This is a genomic window from Microbacterium sp. SLBN-111 (assembly GCF_049739645.1).
Classification (GTDB): Bacteria; Actinomycetota; Actinomycetes; order Actinomycetales; family Microbacteriaceae; genus Microbacterium.
The window spans coordinates 3,210,752-3,229,380 of sequence record NZ_JBMGQH010000001.1; the positions used below are offsets into that span (position 1 = coordinate 3,210,752).

Here is an 18,629-nt window from a genome sequence, read left to right on the forward strand (position 1 = left end):
CGGTCAGTCCCAGGGCGGATGCCCTCACTCCGTGGTGTCCGGACTGCAGACCCGGGTTCCCACCGACTGCGCCGGTCCTATCCGAAGGTGCCGACCGGCCGGTACACGATCGATGACGATTGACCGGCGAGGAACCCCAAGGTCGCGCAGTACGGCGCGCAGGTGAGTACGCCGCCGCCGTAGGAGCCGTCCGCGTAGTGCGAGGCCCAGCAATTGTTGAAGCCTTCGGCCGAACGGATCTTGTCGTTCCACGAGCTGGACAGAGACGGGAAGCCATAGGTGACCCCATGACACCCCGACCCGGTGCCCCAGTGAATGAGCTCGGATCCGCCACGAGAGGTGCCCGTCCAGACCTTTCCGATCGTGACGGTGGACGCGCGTGCACCCGCGCGCTCCGTGGAGAGCGCTCTGAACTCCACCGCCAGCCCGTCCATCAACCGTTCCAGGTCCCCGGGAGCACCCGCTTGGATGAACTCCTGCGCCTCCGTCTCACTGGCGAAGCACGACACCACGACAGGGATGTCGGGAGGCAGTGGCTCCCCGTCGGCCACGGCGACGCCACCGACCGTGCAGACGGCCGCCGGTTCGCGGGGTGTGGCGGACACGGGCGCCGGCGTGATGATCTGCGACCCGAGCAGCGCGGCCGCGACGGCGGCAGCGGCAAAGGCGATGACGCGGTGATTCATGACTCTTCCTCCTCAGGGGGTTCAGTTCCGTGATGTCCGCGACAGTGAGCCGGGTTCCCTCCTGAACCTTCGCGGGCACGATCGGTCGCGCCACGGGCGGCGCTCCACCCGGATTCCTCCGACCCGGAACCCTCTCGCCGGGCCACCGGCGACGTCTCTGTGATGGCGGCCGCGGCCGCGGATACCGTCACGGCGGCATCCACACCGTGCGGCGATGCCAGCCGTGTGACCGGCGCGGGCGTGCACGATCACACAGCGGCAGCGGTCCGCGCCGCGGCCGCAGCGGATCGGCGACCGGCCGAAGCCCGGAATCGCAGCCTCACGTCCTCGACGAGCATCGGTTCCGGATGCCACGTCCCCGGTGCTCTGCAGAGCATGGGGCGTGGCATCCGTCGTTCACGGACGAGCCAGGGCGTACTCCGTGCCGGAACGCGTGCGTTCGATGAGGCCCTCGTCGACCAGGTAGCGGCGGATCGCGGCGATGTCCTCGACGACGGCGCTCAGCCGTTCGTTGATCTCCGGTTCGGTGAGTCGTTCGCCCTCGGCGAGGATCCGGGATGCCACGGTTGCCAGCACTTCGCGCCGATCGCCCGCGCGAGAGGGGTAGTCCGTCAGGCGGCCGTCGGTGAAGAATCTCTCGACGCCCGTCGGACGCGCGGGGCGTGGGGCGGCCGCGAGAGCGTCGGCGAAGACCGAGGGGGAGGCGGCGTACCCGTCGGCGGTCTCGACGATCAGGCCGGCAGACGTGAGCGCCGCAGTGACGCGGCGGGCGCGTGACGGGGCGAGCGCCGTGAGGACGGGGGCGATCGGTTCGCCGAGCACGACGCGCGCGTAGATCTCGCGGGCGGAGTCGTCGGCGAGGGCGGCGAGGATCGCCCGCCATGCGTTCTCGTTCATCGCTCCAGGCTAGGCGCGGGTCCTCCCCAGCGGTGCGATCGTGGGGGTTGTCCACCGTTCGCGCGTTTGCCTCCGCGCGCTCTCTTCCCGACTTCGTAACGTGCTGGCGTGACGATCGATCCCGACCCGCCTGCGGAACGGCTCGCTCCGCGTCGGCGCCTGGGGGTCGGCGCGGTCATCGTGCTCGTGCTGCTGGCGTTCGCGGTCACGGTGGGGATCGGGATCTTCCGCGGGGCCACGGGCGCCGAGACGGTGACGGCGGAACCGACGCCGACCGGGCACGCGACCGCGGCCACGGGCGCGGCGGTGTACGTGCACGTGGCGGGGGCGGTCCGCGCCGCCGGCCTCTACCGTCTCGAGGTCGGCGATCGGGTGGCGGACGCCATCGCCCGCGCGGGCGGATTCGCCGACGACGCGGCGCGCGACGGCGTGAACCTCGCCCGCACGGTGACCGACGGCGAGCAGATCGTGGTGCCGGTGGCGGGGGCGACGCCCGACGCTGCGGGACCGGGCGGGACGACGGTCGGGGGAGCGGCGGCATCCGGCCCGCTCGACCTCAATACGGCGACACGCGAGCAACTCGACGCGCTGCCGCGGATCGGACCGGCACTGGCGGATCGCATCCTCGCGTGGCGCGAGCAGAACGGGCGGTTCACGAGCGTCGACGACCTCGGATCGGTGCCGGGGATCGGCGACAAGATGCTCGCGAGCCTGCGGGATCTGGTGCGCGTATGAGCGAGCGACGGGCTCTCCGCCGGCGAGCGTGGCGGCCGGTCGCCGTGGCGGGGGCTACCTGGATCGGCGCGGCCGTGGCGATCGTCGTCCCTCACGCGGGCGTTCTCGCGCTCGGATTGAGCGTGGCTGCGGCCTCGGCCGTCGCGCTGTTCTCGCGGTTCCGGCATCCGTTGCTCATGGTGGCGGCCGTCGCGCTGGCGTGCGCCGCTGCGAGCGCAGGCACCGTCACGACCCTTCAGCCCACGCGTGACGCGGTCGCCGGGCTCGAAGTCGCCGGCGGCCGTCACGTGCGCGTGACCGCGACGGTCACGGGTCACCTCTCGACCGGCCCCGACGGCGGCGGCTGGTTCGACGCGACGGTGTCCGCCGTGACCGCGGGCGACACGACCGTGACGGGCGCGATTCCGGCGCGTATCGGAGTGGATGCCGACGGCCGAGGGCGCCTCTCAGCCGTCGGTCCCGGCAGCGAGATCGCGGTGGCGGGGCGGGGGATTCCGTCCGACCCGGCCGAGCGGGCGATTCTCGTGCTCCGCGCGACCGCCATCGAGCGTGCACCCCCACCCGCGGGCGCCTGGGCCGTCTTCGAAGGCCTGCGCGACGGGCTCGTCGCCTCGACGCGGGGGCTGCCCCAGCCGGGCGCGGGGCTCGTACCGGGACTCGCCGTCGGCGACACGTCGAGTCTCGATGCCGTGACCGAGAACGCGATGAACGCCTCATCGCTTTCGCACCTGACGGCGGTGTCGGGGGCGAACTGCGCCCTCGTGGTCGGGGCGGCATTCGCGCTGCTGGCGCTGTGCGGGGTGCGGCGCTGGATCCGGGTGATGGGTGCGCTGCTCGTACTCGCCGGATTCGTCGCTCTCGTGACGCCCGAGCCCAGCGTGGTCCGGGCCGCGGCGATGAGCGCGATCGGCATCCTCGCGCTCGGTCTCGGCCGCCCCCTGGTGGGCGTCGCCGTCCTGGCCGCCGCGGTGACGGTCCTGCTGATCGGCGACCCCTGGTTGTGCCGGTCGCTCGGGTTCGCGCTGTCCACCGCGGCCACCGCGGCCCTCCTGGTGCTGGCGAAGCCCCTCGCCGACGGGCTCGCGAGATGGATGCCGTCCCGCCTCGCGCTCGCGCTCGCGGTGCCGACCGCGGCGCAGCTGGTGTGCGGACCGCTCATCGTCCTCATCGATCCACACGTCCCGCTCCTCGGGATCGCAGCGAACCTCCTCGCCGATCCCGCGGCAGCACCAGCGACGATCGCGGGGGTCCTCGCGTGCATCGCGCCGATCCCGTGGGTGCGCGACGGGCTGTCTGCGCTGGCCTGGATCCCCGCCGCGTGGATCGCCGGGGTCGCCCACACAACAGCCTCCTCCGCCGCGCAGAACCTGCCCTGGCCGGATGGGCCGTTCGGCGCGGCCCTGCTCGCGGTCATCGGGGGCGCGATCGCCGTCGCCATCGCCCGGCCGCAGCGCGTGCCGCGCCTGACGGCCCTCGCAACCCTCGTGGTGGCCGTGCTCGTCGGAGCGGTCGGCGGCACGAGCGCGATCCGGACGGTCGCCGGACCACTGACCGTCCCGACCGGGTGGCAGGTCGCGATGTGCGACGTCGGACAGGGGGATGCCACGCTGTGGCGGTCCGGATCTGAGGTGGCCCTCGTCGACACGGGGCCCGACCCCGAGCCGCTCGCGGCATGCCTGCAGACGCTCGGCATCGACCACCTCGATCTCGTCGTCCTGACCCACTTCGACAAGGACCACGTGGGCGGATCCGCAGCGATTCTCGGTCGCGCGAGCGTCGTGATCCACGGGCCCACGGGAGAGGCTGCGGACCAGCGGCTGCTCGATCGGTTCGCGCGAGGCGGCGCACGGCTCGTCCTCGCGACGATGGGGATGACCGAAGCCGTCGGCGACACCCGCTGGCAGGCGCTCGGCCCCCTTCCCGGGATGGAACCGGGCAATGACGCGAGCGTCGCGATCGACGTCACGGGTCCGGGATTCCCGCACACCGTGATGCTCGGCGACCTGGGCGAGGAGGCGCAAGCCGCGCTGCTCCGCCGGGTCGACATCTCGCCGGTCGAGGTCGTCAAGGTCGCGCACCACGGCAGCGCCGACCAAGACCCCGACCTCTATCGCCGACTTCACGCGCAGGTGGGACTCATCGGCGTCGGGGCGGACAACAGCTACGGCCACCCGACCGCGCGGCTGCTCGACATCCTGCAGCAGAACGGAACGGTGGCCGCCCGCACCGACCAGGGCGGCATCCTCGCGGTCTGGCACGAGGACGACGGGAGGCTGACGCTGTGGCGGCAGAAGCCCCCGTGACGCGGGCGGTCGAGGGCGTCTCCGTCGCGGCCCGGCGCGTACCGCTGCCTCCAGCGACGGACTCGCCCGTGCCCGTCCCGGCATCCGTGTCCGACCCGGTCGGTAGGCTGGGGGAGTGACCCCGGCACCCCGACGCTCCGCCCCCGCGAAGGCGAAGTCGGCGATCCCGCAGATCGGCTGGCGGACCCCGCAGCCCGCTCCGATCGTGCTGGTCTCCGGTCCCGAGGAGGTCTGCGCCGAACGCGCGATCGCGGGTGTCCGCGACTACCTCAAGAGCGAGGATCCGAGCCTCGAGGTCACCGACGTCCGCGCCGACGACTACACGGCCGGCACCCTGCTCGCGGTGACCTCACCGTCGCTGTTCGGCGAGCCACGGCTCGTCCGCGTGGGTGGCGTCGAGAAGTGCTCCGACACCTTCCTCACCGAGGCACTCGCGTATCTCGAACACCCGCAGGACGGCGCCACGGTCGTCCTCCGGCACACCGGCGCGAGCGTGCGTGGAAAGAAGCTCCTGGATGCCATTCGCGCCGGCCAGGGGAGCGGCATCGAGATCGCGTGCCCAGCGATCAAGCGCGACTCCGACCGCTTCGACTTCGCGGTCGGCGAGTTCAAGGCCGCGCAGAAGAAGATCGCCCCGGTCGCCCTGCGTTCACTCGTCTCGGCGTTCGCCGACGATCTCACCGAACTCGCGGCCGCATGCCAACAGCTCATCGCCGATGTCCCCGGCGATATCGACGAGCGCACCGTGGAGCGGTACTACGGCGGTCGTGTCGAGACCTCCGCGTTCACCGTCGCCGACACGGCCATCGCCGGGCACTACGGGCAGGCCCTCCTCGCCCTGCGCCATGCTCTGGCATCCGGAGCCGATCCCGTTCCGCTGGTCGCGGCCGTCGCGATGAAGCTGCGGACGATGGCGCGCGTCGCGGGAAACCGCGAGTCATCGGGCGCGCTGGCGCAGCGCCTGGGAATGAAGGACTGGCAGGTCGACCGGGCACGCCGCGACCTCGTCGGCTGGAGCGCCGCAACGCTCGGCATGGCGATCCACGCGACCGCCCGAGCGGATGCCGAGGTGAAGGGAGCCTCGCGCGACGCCGTCTTCGCCCTCGAACGCATGATCACGATCATCGCGACCCGCCAGCCCTACGGCCGCTGACCTCCAGCGCTCCACCGGCCGCGCGCCGCGGCCCGGGCGTGAGCAGCGGAGGACGGGGGAGCAACGGAGGACCCAAACCGCCGCACCGGTCCTCCCTCCGTCCCATCACCTCCGCCCGTCACCGCCCGCGCCGGCCCGGGCGTGAGGACCGGAGGACCAGGGAGCAACGGAGGACCCAAACCGCCGCACCGGTCCTCCCTCCGTCCCACCCCCTTCGCACGTCACGCGGCCGCGCGGACGTGAGGACCGGAGGACAAGGGAGCAGCGGAGGACGCGAACAGCCGCACCGGTCCTCCCTCCGTCCCACCCCCTCCGCACATCACGCCGCCCGGGCGTGAGGAGCGGAGGACGGGGGAGCAACGGAGGGCCCAAACCGCCGCCGCGATCCTCCGCTCACCCCATACCCTCCGCACATCACGCAAGGAGTCAGGGCGCAACCCGAACGGCACGCCGCATCCCACAGTCGACGGGCCGGTGCCCGGCCTCGAAGGTTTGGGGCGCATCCCTCGATTTGGGGCGCGAGAATCACGCCCCCATGCCAAGAATCTGCCCCGAACCCCGAGCCGTAGCCCGTCCGGAAACGACGAAGCCCGCCCCGCGGTGCGGGACGGGCTGTCGAAAGGATGCGGCTCAGAGAGCGGCGACCTGCTTCGCGATGGCCGACTTGCGGTTCGCGGCCTGGTTGGCGTGGATGACGCCCTTGCTCACGGCCTTGTCGAGCTTCTTGCCGGCCTGGACGAGCGCCTTCTCGGCGGCTTCCTTGTCACCGGCGAGGACGGCCTCGCGCGTGCGGCGCACGTGCGTCTTGAGCTCGCTCTTGACGGCCTTGTTGCGCTCGCGCGCCTTCTCGTTGGTCTTGTTGCGCTTGATCTGCGACTTGATGTTCGCCACGTTCGACGGTCTTTCGTTTGAGTGAGTGTTGGAAGTGCCGGGCGAGCGGTAGAGGGACGCTGCACCGGCGGTCGTGGAGGTCGGGAAAAACCCCACACGCAAGCCAAGGGCCGAGTCTATCAGGTCGAGGCTTCCACCGTGGTGAGCGCCACGTCCAGCAGCGCGTTGAACACCCGGGGCCGCATCGCCGTGACCAGGTGCGTCGTGCGGGGCACCACGATCAGCTCGGCATGCCGGGCGATCGACAGGAACAGCTTTTCGTTGACGCGCAGCTGGTCCCACTGCCCGTTGATGAACCACAGGGGCACGTCGATCCGCCGCAGTGCGGCGAGCAGGTCGAGCACCGACAACGACGCGAGCGCGGTGTCCTGCGCGTCGAACGCGTACCCGCCCGCACCGAAATCCGCGCGCGTCTCGGGCGGCAGCGTCCGGTCGAGCACGTAGTTCGTGAGCCCGAGGCCCCGGTTCGGCAGCCCGTCGAACCGCCGCGCGAGGAACCGGTAGGCCGAGAGTCCCGCTCCGCGGGGGATCGAGGTACAGGATGCCGCGATGAAGGCCGCGACCGGTGGCGGGTCCTCGCGGCCGACGTACTCAATCGACAGCAGTCCGCCCATCGAATGCCCCACGAGGAGGACCGGACCGCGGGTCGCGGCATCCTGAACCGCCCGGTCGATCGTCGCGAACGCTTCGTCGAGTGTGAACGTCTGGCCGCGGCGCGTTCCGTGCCCCGGCAGATCCACGGCCGTGACCGGGTTCCCGCGCTCCCGCAGATGCTCCACCTGCGCACGCCACATCGTGGCGGACGTGCGGATGCCGTGCACGAGCACGACCTGGACCGTCATGGCATCCACCCTACGAACGCCGCCTTTGCATCGGCCCCGGATGCCCCGGGGAACGGCACCGGGACGGCGATGTCGGCCGTCGCCCGTAGAATCGACGGAACATGTCACCGCGCGCCCTGAAGCCCCTCGAGCCGTCCGCAACGCCGCCGGCGCAGATCCGCAACTTCTGCATCATCGCCCACATCGACCACGGCAAGTCGACGTTGGCCGACCGCATGCTGCAGATCACCGGCGTCGTCGCCGACCGCGACATGCGTGCGCAGTACCTCGACCGCATGGACATCGAGCGCGAGCGCGGCATCACGATCAAGTCGCAGGCCGTCCGCATGCCGTGGGCCGTCGACGGCCAGACGTTCGCGCTCAACATGATCGACACGCCCGGCCACGTCGACTTCACGTACGAGGTCAGCCGTTCGCTCGCCGCGTGCGAGGGCGCGATCCTCCTCGTCGACGCCGCGCAGGGCATCGAGGCGCAGACGCTCGCCAACCTCTACCTCGCGCTCGAGAACGATCTAACGATCATCCCGGTGCTGAACAAGATCGACCTTCCCGCGGCCGACCCCGACAAGTACGCCGCCGAGCTCGCCGGCCTCATCGGCGGTCAGCCGGAAGACGTGCTGCGCGTGAGCGGCAAGACCGGCATGGGCGTGGAAGACCTGCTCGACCTCATCGTCGAGAAGATCCCCGCGCCGGTCGGCAAGGCCGACGCCCCCGCCCGCGCCATGATCTTCGACTCCGTGTACGACGCGTACCGGGGTGTCGTGACGTACGTCCGGATGGTCGACGGCGCACTCTCGCCGCGCGAGCGCATCCAGATGATGTCGACCACCGCAACGCACGAGCTGCTCGAGATCGGCGTGTCGAGCCCCGAGCCGGTGCCGACCCAGGGTCTCGGCGTCGGCGAGGTCGGCTACCTCATCACCGGCGTGAAGGACGTGCGGCAGTCCAAGGTCGGCGACACGATCACCAACCACCGGAAGCCCGCGACCGAAGCCCTCGCCGGGTACACCGACCCGAAGCCCATGGTCTTCTCGGGCATCTACCCGATCGACGGCAGCGACTACGCCGAACTGCGCGAGGCCCTCGACAAGCTCAAGCTGTCGGACGCGTCGCTGCAGTACGAGCCCGAGACCTCGGTCGCCCTCGGCTTCGGTTTCCGCTGCGGCTTCCTGGGCCTCCTGCACCTCGAGATCATCACCGAGCGCCTCTCGCGCGAGTTCGGCCTCGACCTCATCACCACCGCCCCGTCGGTCACGTACGAGGTCACCACCGACACCGGCGAGGTCGTCTCGGTCACCAACCCGAGCGAGTACCCCGATGGACGCGTCGCCGAGGTGTCCGAGCCCATCGTGAAGGTCGGCATCCTGCTTCCGAAGGACTACGTCGGCACGGTCATGGAGCTCTGCCAGTCCCGCCGCGGCACGCTCCTCGGCATGGACTACCTCAGCGAAGACCGCGTCGAGCTCCGCTACAACATGCCGCTCGGCGAGATCGTCTTCGACTTCTTCGACCACCTCAAGAGTCGCACGCAGGGCTACGCGAGCCTCGACTACGAGCCCGCCGGTCAGCAGACCGCCGACCTCGTCAAGGTCGACATCCTGCTGCAGGGCGAGAAAGTGGATGCCTTCAGCTCGATCGTCCACCGCGAGAAGGCCTACAGCTACGGCACGATGATGACCGAGCGCCTGCGCAAGCTCATCCCGCGCCAGCAGTTCGAGGTTCCGATCCAGGCAGCGATCGGTGCGCGCATCATCGCCCGCGAGAACATCCGCGCGATCCGCAAGGACGTCCTCGCCAAGTGCTACGGCGGTGACATCACCCGTAAGCGCAAGCTGCTCGAGAAGCAGAAAGAGGGCAAGAAGCGCATGAAGATGGTGGGCCGGGTCGAGGTCCCGCAGGAGGCGTTCATCGCTGCCCTGTCCGGCGACGTCGAGGGCAAGAAGTAACGACGCCCACCGACTTCCCATCCGGGGAGAGGAGACTGGACACCATGCGCCGGCAGAACTTCACCGACGACACGGTCGACTACGCAGCGGTCGGCGCCACGCAGGCGCACGACCTCATGCAGTATCCGCCGGAGTACTCCGTGCCCGCGGAAGACGCATGGCGGATCGGCAGCGGCGAGGAGCGCTTCGCGGCGGCCAGCGAGCTGCTGCTCTCGTGGGCCCCGCTCCGGTCCGAGGAACTGAGCATCACCGACGTGCGCCCGGCGACCGACAGCGGGTACACCGGCGTCGGCTTCGACGCCGAAGGCGCCCCGATCGCGCCGAGCCGCCTCGAGTCCGAGCAGCGGTTCGCCGCCGACGGCACGCCGTTCGTCAGCCCGGGCACGAGCGTGCGCGTGCACGGCAAGGTCGACGGCCACCGTGCCGACGGCCACCTGCGCGTCATCTCGGTGTTCGAGGAGCCGCGCCGCGTCGGCTACATCCTCGGCACCGTGGGGCACTCGATCGTGAGCGGCGAGGAACTGTTCGCCGTCGAGTGGCGCGACAACGACGAGGTGTGGTTCGTGGTCCGCGCCTTCGACCGCCCCACGGCGCCGTCGTACCGCGTGTTCCTCGGCCTCGTGCGCCGTCGCCGTCGCGCGCTGTTCCAGCGGTACCTGCGGGCGATCTCGCCCCTGTACACGTCCTGATGGGCGGACCGCTCCCGCTCGGCGACCCGGCCCCCGTCGACGGGCGACTGCCCGACGACCTGCCGCTCGATCCCGCCGCCGACTTCGGCGTGTACCTGCACGTCCCGTTCTGCCGCGTCCGCTGCGGCTACTGCGACTTCAACACGTACACGTCGAGCGAACTCCGCGGCGCGCGCCAGGAGGACTTCGCCGACACGCTCGCGGCGGAGGTGCGCCTGGCGGGTGGAGTGATGGATGCCGCGGGCGGTCGGCGGGTGGCATCCACGGTGTTCTTCGGTGGAGGGACGCCCACGCTCCTCCCTCCCGGCGACCTGGCGCGGATGCTGGGCGCGGTGCGCGAGGAATTCGGGATCGCCGACGGCGCCGAGGTCACCGTCGAGGCCAATCCCGACACCGTTGACGATCGCGTCGCCGAGACGCTCGCGGCGGCCGGCGTGACGCGCCTGTCGATCGGGATGCAGTCCGCGCAGCCGCACGTGCTCGCGGTGCTCGACCGCACGCACGACCCGCGGAACGTCGCGACCGCGGTGGCCGCCGCACGCCGTGCCGGACTCGACGTCTCGCTCGACCTCATCTACGGCGCGCCGGGCGAATCGCTCGACGACTGGCGCGCGTCGCTCGAGACCGCGACGGCGCTCCGCCCCGACCACGTCTCCGCGTACGCGCTGATCGTCGAGGACGGCACGAAGCTCGCGCGCCAGATCCGCTCGGGCGCCCTGGCGATGCCGGACGACGACCTGCAGGCCGACATGTACGAGCTGGCCGACGACCTCCTCGGCGGCGCGGGCTACGACTGGTACGAGGTGTCGAACTGGGCCACCGACACGGCCCACCGCTCGCGCCACAACCTCGCGTACTGGCGCGGCACCGACTGGTGGGGTTTCGGCCCGGGCGCGCACAGCCACGTCGCGGGGCTCCGCTGGTGGAACGTCAAGCACCCGGCGGCGTACGCACAGCGCCTCGCCGCGGGGGAGTCGCCGGCGGCGGCGCGCGAGCGTCCCGACGAGACCGGGCGGCGCCTCGAGTCTGTGCTGCTGCGCAGCCGCATCCGCGACGGACTCCCGGTTTCCGAGCTCCTCGGCGAAGGCCGGAAGGCCGTGGCATCCCTCATCGCCGACGGCCTGATCGAAGGAGCGGATGCCGTGCGCGGGCGCATCGTGCTCACGCGCCGCGGACGGCTGCTCGCCGACGCCGTCGTGCGGGCACTCACCGCCTGAGCGCGCTTCCGGCTCCGGAGCGGGCGGGTGCTCTAGAATTGGCACTCAGGTGACCGGAGTGCCAGAAGGAGGGAGCCGGCCATGGTGTCCGAACGCGGCTTGCAGGTGCTCCGCGCGATCGTCCAGGACTACGTCGACACGCGCGAACCCGTCGGCAGCAAAGCCATCGTCGAGCGACATGCCTTCGGGGTGTCCGCCGCGACGATCCGCAACGACATGGCGCAGCTCGAGGACGAAGACCTCATCGTCGCGCCGCACACGTCGTCGGGCCGCGTGCCCACCGACAAGGGCTACCGCGTGTTCGTCGATCATCTCGCCGAGCTGCGGCCGCTGTCGACGGCCCAGCGCAGCGCCATCACCTCCTTCCTCGACGAGGCCGGCGACCTCGATGATCTCCTCGCGCGGACGGTGCGGGCGCTGACCCAGCTGACCGGTCAGGTCGCGATCGTGCAGTACCCGTCGTTCGCGCGCGCCAACCTGTCGCACGTCGAGCTCGTGGCCCTCGGCGGCCCGCGCGTGCTCGTGATCCTCGTCACCGACACCGGCCGCGTCTCGCAGCGCATCGCGCTCGTCCCGTTCGAGCCGACCGAGAGCGACATCGTGCAGCTGCGTGCGCGCGTGGGGGCGCTGCTCGTGGGCCGCAGCGTCGCCGACTGCGCGCAGGCGGTCGCCACGGCCGACGGCCCGCGTCCCGGCAACGCACTCGACGCGATCGCCGACGCGGTGCTCCGCGTCGTGGGCGAGGAGCTCGACGAGTTCCGCCAGGACCGTCTGGTCATGGCCGGCGCGGCGACGCTCGCGAAGCGCGAGTCCGACTTCCGTGGCAGCATCTACCCGCTCCTCGAGGCCATCGAGGAGCAGGTCACCCTGCTGCGGCTCATGAGCGAGATGGTCGCCGACGAGCAGGGACTCTCGGCCAGCATCGGCCGCGAGAACGAGCCGTTCGGCCTGGTCGAGGCATCCGTCCTCGCCAGCCGCTACGACGGCACCGCCGGCGGTGCGCGCGTGGGCCTGCTCGGCCCCACCCGCATGGACTACTCCTCGAATCTCGCGGCGGTCCGCGCCGTCGCGCACTATCTGACCCGGATGCTCGAAGACGACGACACCGCTCGTTGACGGCACCCGCACCGAAACGGATCGACCCCGCATGAGCGGGCAGGAAGGCGATTGTGGCTGACCACTACGAGGTCCTCGGCGTCGCACGCGATGCCAGCCCCGACGAGATCAAGCGCGCGTACCGGCGTCTCGCGCGCGAGCTCCACCCCGACGTCAACCCGGGCGAGGACGCGTCCGAGCGCTTCAAACTCGTGACGCACGCGTACGACGTGCTGAGCGACGCCGAGCAGCGCCGCCGCTACGACATGGGCGGCGACCAGAACCCGTTCGGCGGCGGGGGAGCGGCCGGGTTCGGCGGCTTCAGCGACATCTTCGAGACGTTCTTCGGCGGCGCACAGGGCGGCGGGGGCCGCGGCCCGCGTCCGCGTTCGCGGCGGGAGCGCGGCCAGGACGCCCTCGTCCGCGTGAATCTGCAGCTCGCGGACGTCGTGTTCGGCGTGCACCGCGACCTCGAGGTCGACACGGCCGTCCTGTGCGAGACGTGCCAGGGCGCCTGCACGCAGCCGGGCACCAGCGAGGTCACGTGCGACATCTGCCACGGCTCGGGTCACGTGCAGCGCACGGTCCGGAGCCTCCTCGGCAACGTCGTGACGAGCCAGCCCTGCAGCGTCTGCCACGGCCACGGCACGACGATCCCGTACCCGTGCGGAACCTGCCAGGGCCAGGGCCGCGTGCGCGCGCGCCGCACGGTCTCGGTCGACATCCCCGCCGGCGTCGAGACCGGCCTGCGCCTGCAGCTCCCCGGTTCGGGCGAGGTCGGTCCCGCGGGAGGCCCCAACGGCGACCTGTACCTCGAGATCACGGTCGAGTCGCACGACGCCTTCAGCCGCGAGGGCGACGACCTGCTCGCGACCCTGGAGGTCTCGATGCCGGACGCCATCCTCGGCACCACCACCACCATCGAGTCGCTCGACGGCAGCGTCGACCTCGAGGTGCGCCCCGGCGTCCAGTCCGGCGACGTGCTGACGATCAAGGGCCGCGGCATCACGCCGCTGCGCGGCAGCCAGCGCGGCGACCTGAAGGTCGGCGTGCACGTCGTCACCCCGACGCGCCTGGACCACAAGGAGCGCGCGCTCATCGAGGACTTCGCCAAGCGCACGAAGGCGCCCGCGCCGCGCCTCGCGGAGCACCAGCAGGGCATGTTCTCGAAGTTCCGCGACCGCTTCCGGCACTGATCGTGGCGCTGCACTTCGTCACCGACGACGCGTCGACCGCCGGTGTCGGCGACGTCGTCGTGCTGACCGGTCCCGAGGCCCACCACGCCGCCGCCGTGCGGCGCGTGCGCGTCGACGAGGCCGTGACGCTCGGCGACGGCCGCGGCGTCTGGCTCGAGGGCCTCGTCACGGCCGCCGCCCCGAAGCAGGTCGACGTGCGGATCACCGGCCGCGCCGAGGTTCCGGGTCCTTCGCCCCGTATCGTCCTCGTGCAGGCCCTCGCGAAGGGCGACCGCGACGAGCTCGCGGTGCAGGCGGCGACCGAGCTGGGCGTCGACGCGATCGTTCCGTGGCAGGCCGCGCGGAGTGTCTCGCGGTGGGATGCCAAGGCGGACAGGGGGCTCGCGCGCTGGCGCACGATCGTGCGCGAGGCCGCGAAGCAGGCGCATCGCGCGTGGATCCCCGAGGTCGAGGGGGTCGCGCGGCTCGCCGACCTCGTCGCCCGCGCCGGGGAGGCGCGCGTGCTGGTGCTGGAGCCCTCCGCCGACGAGCGGCTGACGTCTCTGGCATCCGGTTCCCCCGATGAGCGCGACGTCGTGCTCGTCGTGGGGCCGGAGGGCGGGATCGCGCCCGAGGAGCTCGCCGCCCTGGACGCCGCCGGCGCGCGTCTCGTGCGCCTGGGCGACACCGTGCTGCGCACGTCGACCGCGGGTGCCGCGGCGATCTCGGTGCTGTCGGCCGCGACGGGGCGCTGGTAACGCACCGCCGGAGGGCGTCGGCGGTTTGGGGCGCGATCGTCGCCTCGGGGCGCAACACGCACGCCCCGAACGCAGGAACGCGCCCCGAACCCCGCAGGCCCGGCCCGCTCCCGGCCCCGTGTCCGAGCCCGTCGATAGACTGGATGCCATGACCGAGCCGTCGATCTTCACCCGCATCCTCCGCGGCGAAATCCCCTCCGAGATCGTCGCCGAGACCGAGAACGCCTTCGCGATCCGCGACATCGCGCCGCAGGCGCCGGTGCACCTGCTCGTGATCCCCAAGACCGAGCAGTACCGCAACGTGGTCGAACTGGCCGCGGGCGACCCCGACCTCCTCACCGAGATCGTCGGTCTCGCGAACGCCGTCGCGGCCGAGCACGCGGACGGCGACTTCCGCCTCGTCTTCAACACCGGCGCCGGTGCCGGTCAGACGGTCTTCCATGTACATGCCCACGTTCTCGCGGGCGGACTGAACGAAAAGAGCACGGGTGGCTGATTCCCCCGAAGAACCCCTCGTCGAGCGTCTGTACGCCGACGGCGTCGCCATGGTCCAGCTCCTGGGCCCCCAGGACCGCCTGCTGCGCGTGGTCGAGAAGGAGCACCCCGACGTCGACGTTCACGTGCGCGGCAACGAGATCACCCTCACCGGTGGCGCCTCCGCCGTGGCCGCGGCGAAGGGCCTCGTCGAGGAGCTCCTCACGATGACCCGCAACGGGCAGGGCCTCGACCCCGCCGACGTATCGAGCTCCAGCCGCATCCTGCGTTCCGACGGCGGACCCCGTCCGTCCGAGGTGCTCGGCGAGGCGATCCTGTCGTCGCGCGGCAAGGTCATCCGCCCCAAGACCCTCGGGCAGAAGGCGTACGTCGACGCGATCGAGGAGAACACGATCGTGTTCGGCATCGGTCCCGCCGGTACCGGCAAGACGTACCTCGCGATGGCGAAGGCCGTCCAGGCGCTGCAGCGCAAGGAGGTCAGCCGCATCATCCTGACCCGCCCGGCCGTCGAGGCGGGCGAGCGCCTGGGATTCCTCCCGGGCAGCCTCACCGACAAGATCGACCCGTACCTGAGGCCGCTCTACGACGCGCTCAACGAGATGATGGACCCCGACATCGTGCCGAAGCTCATGGCCACGGGCACCATCGAGGTCGCCCCGCTGGCGTACATGCGCGGACGCACGCTCAACGATTCGTTCGTCGTCCTCGACGAAGCGCAGAACACCACGCCCGAGCAGATGAAGATGTTCCTCACGCGCCTCGGATTCGGCACGCGCATGGTGGTCACCGGTGACATCACGCAGATCGACCTGCCGCAGGGCGCGTCCGGTCTGCGCCTCGTCACGCGGGTGCTCGGCGACATCGACGACATCCACTTCTCGTACCTCACGAGCGCCGACGTCGTGCGTCACACGCTGGTGGGCCGTATCGTCGATGCGTACAGCGAATACGACGAGAAGCGTCTCGTGGCCCGCCGCGAACGCGACGAGGCATCCGAATTCGCCAACCGTGCCGAACGCCGCGGCGCGGCCCGTCCCGCGGGTCCGCGCGATCACCTCCCGAGACGAAACCGCTCATGACGATCGAGATCAACAACGAATCCGGCCACGAGGTCGACGAGCAGGTGCTCCTGCGCCTGATGGAGTACAACCTCGCGGAACTCCACGTGAGCCCCGACGCCGACGTCGCCATCGTGCTCGTCGACGAGGGCGCCATGGAGTCCCTGCACGTGCAGTGGATGGACGAGCCGGGCCCGACCGACGTGCTCAGCTTCCCGATGGACGAGCTGCGTCCGGGCACCGAGGACTCGCCGACACCCGCGGGTCTCCTCGGCGACATCGTGCTGTGCCCGGCCGTCGCCGAGACGCAGGCGGTTGCCGCGAAGCACTCGACGCAGGACGAGCTGATCCTCCTCACCACCCACGGGCTCCTGCACCTCCTCGGCTTCGACCACGCCGAGCCCGAGGAAGAGCGCGAGATGTTCGGTCTGCAGCGCGAGCTCATCACCGGTTTCCAGGCCGTCGAGCGTCGCCGCCGCGCATGACCGCGGCCGTCCTCCTCGTCCTCGCCCTGATCCTCGTCGCCTTCGGCGGCTTCATGGCGGCGTCCGAGGCGGCTCTCGGCGTCACCTCGCGCGCCGACCTCGCCGAGCTGGGTACGAGCGGCCGCAACGCCCGCTCGCTCCAGCGCATCGCCGACGACCCGAGCGCCCACATCACGGCCGTGGTGTTCATCCGCGTGCTGGCCGAGACCACGGCCGCCGTCCTCGTGGCGGCGGCGTTCATGCTGCTGTTCGACGACATCTGGATCGCGCTGATCGCGGGCGGCGATCCTCATGACCGGCATCTCGTTCGTCCTCGTCGGGGCGAGTCCCCGCGCCGTCGGCCGACAGCACGCGACCGGACTGCTGCGCGGCGGCGCGCCGATCATCCGCGGCATGCGGATCCTGCTCGGGCCGCTCGCGCACGGGTTGATCGCGGTCGGCGACCGCCTCACGCCCGGGGTCGCGCGCTCGACGTCGTTCGCCTCGGAGGAGCAGCTGCTCAGCATCATCGACGAGGCGGCCGAGAACGAACTCATCGAAGAGGACGACCGCGAGCTGATCCACTCGGTGTTCGACTTCACCGACCGGTACGTCCGGGAGGTCATGGTCCCGCGCACCGACATGGTGACCGTGGATGCCGCGGCCACCACCCGCGAAGCCCTCGCGCTGTTCCTCGACAAGGGCGTCTCGCGCGTGCCCCTCGCCGACGACGAGGCCGATGACATCGTCGGCATGCTGTACCTCAAAGACCTCGTGCAGTTCGGGTTCCGCGAGGAAGCGGGCTGGCGCGACGCGCCGATCCGTCGCATCGCCCGCCCGGCCGTCTTCGTCCCCGAGTCGATGAAGGCCGAGACCCTGCTGCAGCAGATGAAGAAGGATGCCGTGCACGTGTGTCTCGCGGTGGACGAGTACGGCGGCGTCTCGGGGCTCGTGACGCTCGAGGACCTCATCGAGGAACTGGTCGGCGAGATCTCCGACGAGTACGACGCGCCCTCGACGGAGGTCGTGCCGCTCGACGACGGCCGCTTCCGGGTCAGCGCGCGCCTCGGCCTCGACGAGGTCGGCGACCTGTTCGGCCTCGAGCTCGACGACGAGGACGTCGACTCGATCGGCGGTCTGCTGGGCAAGGCCCTCGGGCGCATCCCGCAGCCCGGGGCGACGGCCGAGCACTCGGGTCTGCTCATGACGGGCGGCGCCTCGCGCGGGCGTAACCGCGGGATCGCGACGGTGATCGTGGAACGCGCCGACAACGACGACGAAGACGACGAGACGGCGCCCGCGGGCTCCGGTCGCGAGAGGAACGACAGATGAGCGACAACAGATCCGGCTTCGTGACCTTCGTCGGTCGCCCCAACGTGGGGAAGTCCACCCTGACGAACGCCCTCGTGGGCGAGAAGGTCGCCATCACGAGCGACAAGCCTCAGACGACGCGTCGCGCGATCCGCGGCATCGTCAACCGTCCCGGCGGTCAGCTCGTGGTGGTCGACACGCCTGGCATCCATCGTCCGCGGACGCTGCTCGGCCAGCGCCTCAACGACCTCGTCGAGCAAGTGCTGGGCGATGTCGATGTCATCGCGTTCTGCGCCCCCGCGACCGAGAAGGTCGGCCCCGGCGATCGCCGCATCGCCGAGTCCCTGTCGGGCTACCCGCGCGCGAAGAAGGTCGCGCTGGTGACGAAGACGGATGCCGCGACCCGCGAGCAGATCACCGAACGGCTCATCGAGGTCGACGCACTGCGCGAGGACTGGGCGGCCGTCATCCCGCTGTCGGCCGTCACGCGGGATCAGCTCGACGTGCTGAGCGACGAGCTGCTCGCCCTCATGCCGGAGGGGCCGGCCCTGTACCCCGACGACGTCGTCACCGACGAGTCGCTCGAGGACCGGATCGCCGAGATCATCCGCGAGGCGGCGCTCGACGGGGTGCGCGACGAGCTGCCGCACTCCATCGCCGTGACGATCGAGGACGTCGCACCGCGCGAGGGCAGCGACCTCACCGACGTGTACGCCAACATCGTCGTCGAGCGCGACAGCCAGAAGGCGATCATCATCGGGCGGAAGGGCTCGCGTCTCGCCGACGTGGGCGCCCGCGCGCGCAAGGGAATCGAGCCGCTCGTGGGCAGTCGGGTATACCTGTCCCTGCACGTGCGCGTGGCCAAGGAATGGCAGCGCGACCCCAAGCAGCTCGGCCGACTCGGTTTCTGAGCC

At 71.2% G+C, this 18,629-nt stretch carries 17 protein-coding genes and 1 pseudogene; 14 read left to right on the forward strand and 4 right to left on the reverse strand.

What is annotated here, in order from left to right; translation table 11 throughout:
* Nucleotides 1-77: 77 nt before the first annotated feature.
* Both RKD05_RS14950 and RKD05_RS14955 read right to left on the reverse strand, forming a co-directional pair.
* Entirely contained in the window at nucleotides 78-686 is a 609-nt protein-coding gene (locus RKD05_RS14950; protein WP_424711096.1) for a hypothetical protein, read from the reverse strand.
* A 396-nt stretch (nucleotides 687-1,082) separates the two neighbouring features.
* Complete coding sequence (locus tag RKD05_RS14955) at nucleotides 1,083-1,583, reverse strand: DUF2087 domain-containing protein (protein WP_424711097.1); 501 nt, start codon at nucleotides 1,581-1,583, stop codon at nucleotides 1,083-1,085.
* Nucleotides 1,584-1,691: 108 nt separating this feature from the next.
* Between RKD05_RS14955 and RKD05_RS14960 the strand changes: the two genes are divergently transcribed.
* The 3 genes from RKD05_RS14960 (at nucleotide 1,692) to holA (ending at nucleotide 5,774) form a co-directional block, all read left to right on the forward strand.
* On the forward strand, nucleotides 1,692-2,318 hold the full coding sequence (locus RKD05_RS14960) for a helix-hairpin-helix domain-containing protein (protein WP_424711098.1): 627 nt from the start codon (nucleotides 1,692-1,694) through the stop codon (nucleotides 2,316-2,318).
* The gene (locus tag RKD05_RS14965) at nucleotides 2,315-4,621 is read left to right on the forward strand and encodes a ComEC/Rec2 family competence protein (RefSeq protein WP_424711099.1); all 2,307 of its coding nucleotides are present in this window, start codon (nucleotides 2,315-2,317) and stop codon (nucleotides 4,619-4,621) included. Before RKD05_RS14960 ends, RKD05_RS14965 begins: the two co-directional genes overlap by 4 nt.
* Nucleotides 4,622-4,736: 115 nt before the next feature.
* A complete protein-coding gene (holA, locus tag RKD05_RS14970) occupies nucleotides 4,737-5,774 on the forward strand; it encodes a DNA polymerase III subunit delta (RefSeq protein ID WP_424711101.1) in 1,038 nt (345 codons plus the stop codon).
* 630 nt (nucleotides 5,775-6,404) lie between these two features.
* Here holA and rpsT read toward each other — a convergent pair.
* Together rpsT and RKD05_RS14980 are read right to left on the reverse strand one after the other, a co-directional pair.
* On the reverse strand, nucleotides 6,405-6,665 hold the full coding sequence (rpsT, locus tag RKD05_RS14975; protein WP_026096043.1) for a 30S ribosomal protein S20: 261 nt from the start codon (nucleotides 6,663-6,665) through the stop codon (nucleotides 6,405-6,407).
* Between the two features lie 119 nt (nucleotides 6,666-6,784).
* On the reverse strand, nucleotides 6,785-7,507 hold the full coding sequence (locus RKD05_RS14980) for an alpha/beta fold hydrolase (protein ID WP_424711103.1): 723 nt from the start codon (nucleotides 7,505-7,507) through the stop codon (nucleotides 6,785-6,787).
* 101 nt (nucleotides 7,508-7,608) lie between these two features.
* Between RKD05_RS14980 and lepA the strand changes: the two genes are divergently transcribed.
* The 11 genes and pseudogenes from lepA (at nucleotide 7,609) to era (ending at nucleotide 18,626) form a co-directional block, all read left to right on the forward strand.
* Nucleotides 7,609-9,453, forward strand: a complete 1,845-nt coding sequence (gene lepA, locus RKD05_RS14985; RefSeq protein WP_424711105.1) for a translation elongation factor 4 — start codon at nucleotides 7,609-7,611, stop codon at nucleotides 9,451-9,453.
* A gap of 44 nt (nucleotides 9,454-9,497) precedes the next feature.
* Entirely contained in the window at nucleotides 9,498-10,142 is a 645-nt protein-coding gene (locus tag RKD05_RS14990; protein ID WP_424711107.1) for a DUF1990 family protein, read from the forward strand.
* Complete coding sequence (gene hemW / locus RKD05_RS14995) at nucleotides 10,142-11,359, forward strand: radical SAM family heme chaperone HemW (protein ID WP_424711109.1); 1,218 nt, start codon at nucleotides 10,142-10,144, stop codon at nucleotides 11,357-11,359. The genes RKD05_RS14990 and hemW overlap by 1 nt, the downstream gene beginning before the upstream one ends.
* Before the next feature lie 81 nt (nucleotides 11,360-11,440).
* A complete protein-coding gene (hrcA, locus tag RKD05_RS15000; protein WP_063257692.1) occupies nucleotides 11,441-12,475 on the forward strand; it encodes a heat-inducible transcriptional repressor HrcA in 1,035 nt (344 codons plus the stop codon).
* 53 nt (nucleotides 12,476-12,528) lie between these two features.
* A complete protein-coding gene (gene dnaJ / locus RKD05_RS15005; RefSeq protein ID WP_424711110.1) occupies nucleotides 12,529-13,650 on the forward strand; it encodes a molecular chaperone DnaJ in 1,122 nt (373 codons plus the stop codon).
* 2 nt (nucleotides 13,651-13,652) lie between these two features.
* The gene (locus tag RKD05_RS15010) at nucleotides 13,653-14,387 is read left to right on the forward strand and encodes a 16S rRNA (uracil(1498)-N(3))-methyltransferase (RefSeq protein WP_424711112.1); all 735 of its coding nucleotides are present in this window, start codon (nucleotides 13,653-13,655) and stop codon (nucleotides 14,385-14,387) included.
* Nucleotides 14,388-14,535: 148 nt separating this feature from the next.
* Nucleotides 14,536-14,883 (forward strand): HIT domain-containing protein, encoded by a 348-nt coding sequence (locus RKD05_RS15015; protein ID WP_063257695.1) that lies wholly within the window; start codon nucleotides 14,536-14,538, stop codon nucleotides 14,881-14,883.
* Nucleotides 14,884-14,932: 49 nt separating this feature from the next.
* On the forward strand, nucleotides 14,933-15,961 hold the full coding sequence (locus tag RKD05_RS15020) for a PhoH family protein (RefSeq protein WP_239642558.1): 1,029 nt from the start codon (nucleotides 14,933-14,935) through the stop codon (nucleotides 15,959-15,961).
* Nucleotides 15,958-16,425 (forward strand): rRNA maturation RNase YbeY, encoded by a 468-nt coding sequence (gene ybeY, locus RKD05_RS15025; protein WP_424711113.1) that lies wholly within the window; start codon nucleotides 15,958-15,960, stop codon nucleotides 16,423-16,425. Before RKD05_RS15020 ends, ybeY begins: the two co-directional genes overlap by 4 nt.
* Nucleotides 16,422-17,736 (forward strand): annotated as a pseudogene (locus tag RKD05_RS15030) (hemolysin family protein). The gene ybeY and the pseudogene RKD05_RS15030 overlap by 4 nt, the downstream one beginning before the upstream one ends.
* Nucleotides 17,733-18,626: a GTPase Era gene (era, locus tag RKD05_RS15035; protein WP_022879934.1), complete on the forward strand. Its 894-nt coding sequence runs from the start codon at nucleotides 17,733-17,735 to the stop codon at nucleotides 18,624-18,626. The pseudogene RKD05_RS15030 and the gene era overlap by 4 nt, the downstream one beginning before the upstream one ends.
* The last annotated feature ends 3 nt before the right edge of the window (nucleotides 18,627-18,629 follow it).

Bases quoted from the DNA above. Each gene is read 5' to 3' on its own strand.
- RKD05_RS15020 (WP_239642558.1), top strand. From the start codon at position 14,933: ATGGTCCAGCTCCTGGGCCCCCAGGACCGCCTGCTGCGCGTGGTCGAG.
- ybeY (WP_424711113.1), top strand. From the start codon at position 15,958: ATGACGATCGAGATCAACAACGAATCCGGCCACGAGGTCGACGAGCAG.
- RKD05_RS14990 (WP_424711107.1), top strand. From the start codon at position 9,498: ATGCGCCGGCAGAACTTCACCGACGACACGGTCGACTACGCAGCGGTC.
- lepA (WP_424711105.1), top strand. From the start codon at position 7,609: ATGTCACCGCGCGCCCTGAAGCCCCTCGAGCCGTCCGCAACGCCGCCG.
- RKD05_RS14955 (WP_424711097.1), bottom strand. From the start codon at position 1,583: ATGAACGAGAACGCATGGCGGGCGATCCTCGCCGCCCTCGCCGACGAC.
- hrcA (WP_063257692.1), top strand. From the start codon at position 11,441: ATGGTGTCCGAACGCGGCTTGCAGGTGCTCCGCGCGATCGTCCAGGAC.
- hemW (WP_424711109.1), top strand. From the start codon at position 10,142: ATGGGCGGACCGCTCCCGCTCGGCGACCCGGCCCCCGTCGACGGGCGA.
- era (WP_022879934.1), top strand. From the start codon at position 17,733: ATGAGCGACAACAGATCCGGCTTCGTGACCTTCGTCGGTCGCCCCAAC.
- RKD05_RS14980 (WP_424711103.1), bottom strand. From the start codon at position 7,507: ATGACGGTCCAGGTCGTGCTCGTGCACGGCATCCGCACGTCCGCCACG.
- RKD05_RS14950 (WP_424711096.1), bottom strand. From the start codon at position 686: ATGAATCACCGCGTCATCGCCTTTGCCGCTGCCGCCGTCGCGGCCGCG.
- RKD05_RS15015 (WP_063257695.1), top strand. From the start codon at position 14,536: ATGACCGAGCCGTCGATCTTCACCCGCATCCTCCGCGGCGAAATCCCC.
- RKD05_RS14965 (WP_424711099.1), top strand. From the start codon at position 2,315: ATGAGCGAGCGACGGGCTCTCCGCCGGCGAGCGTGGCGGCCGGTCGCC.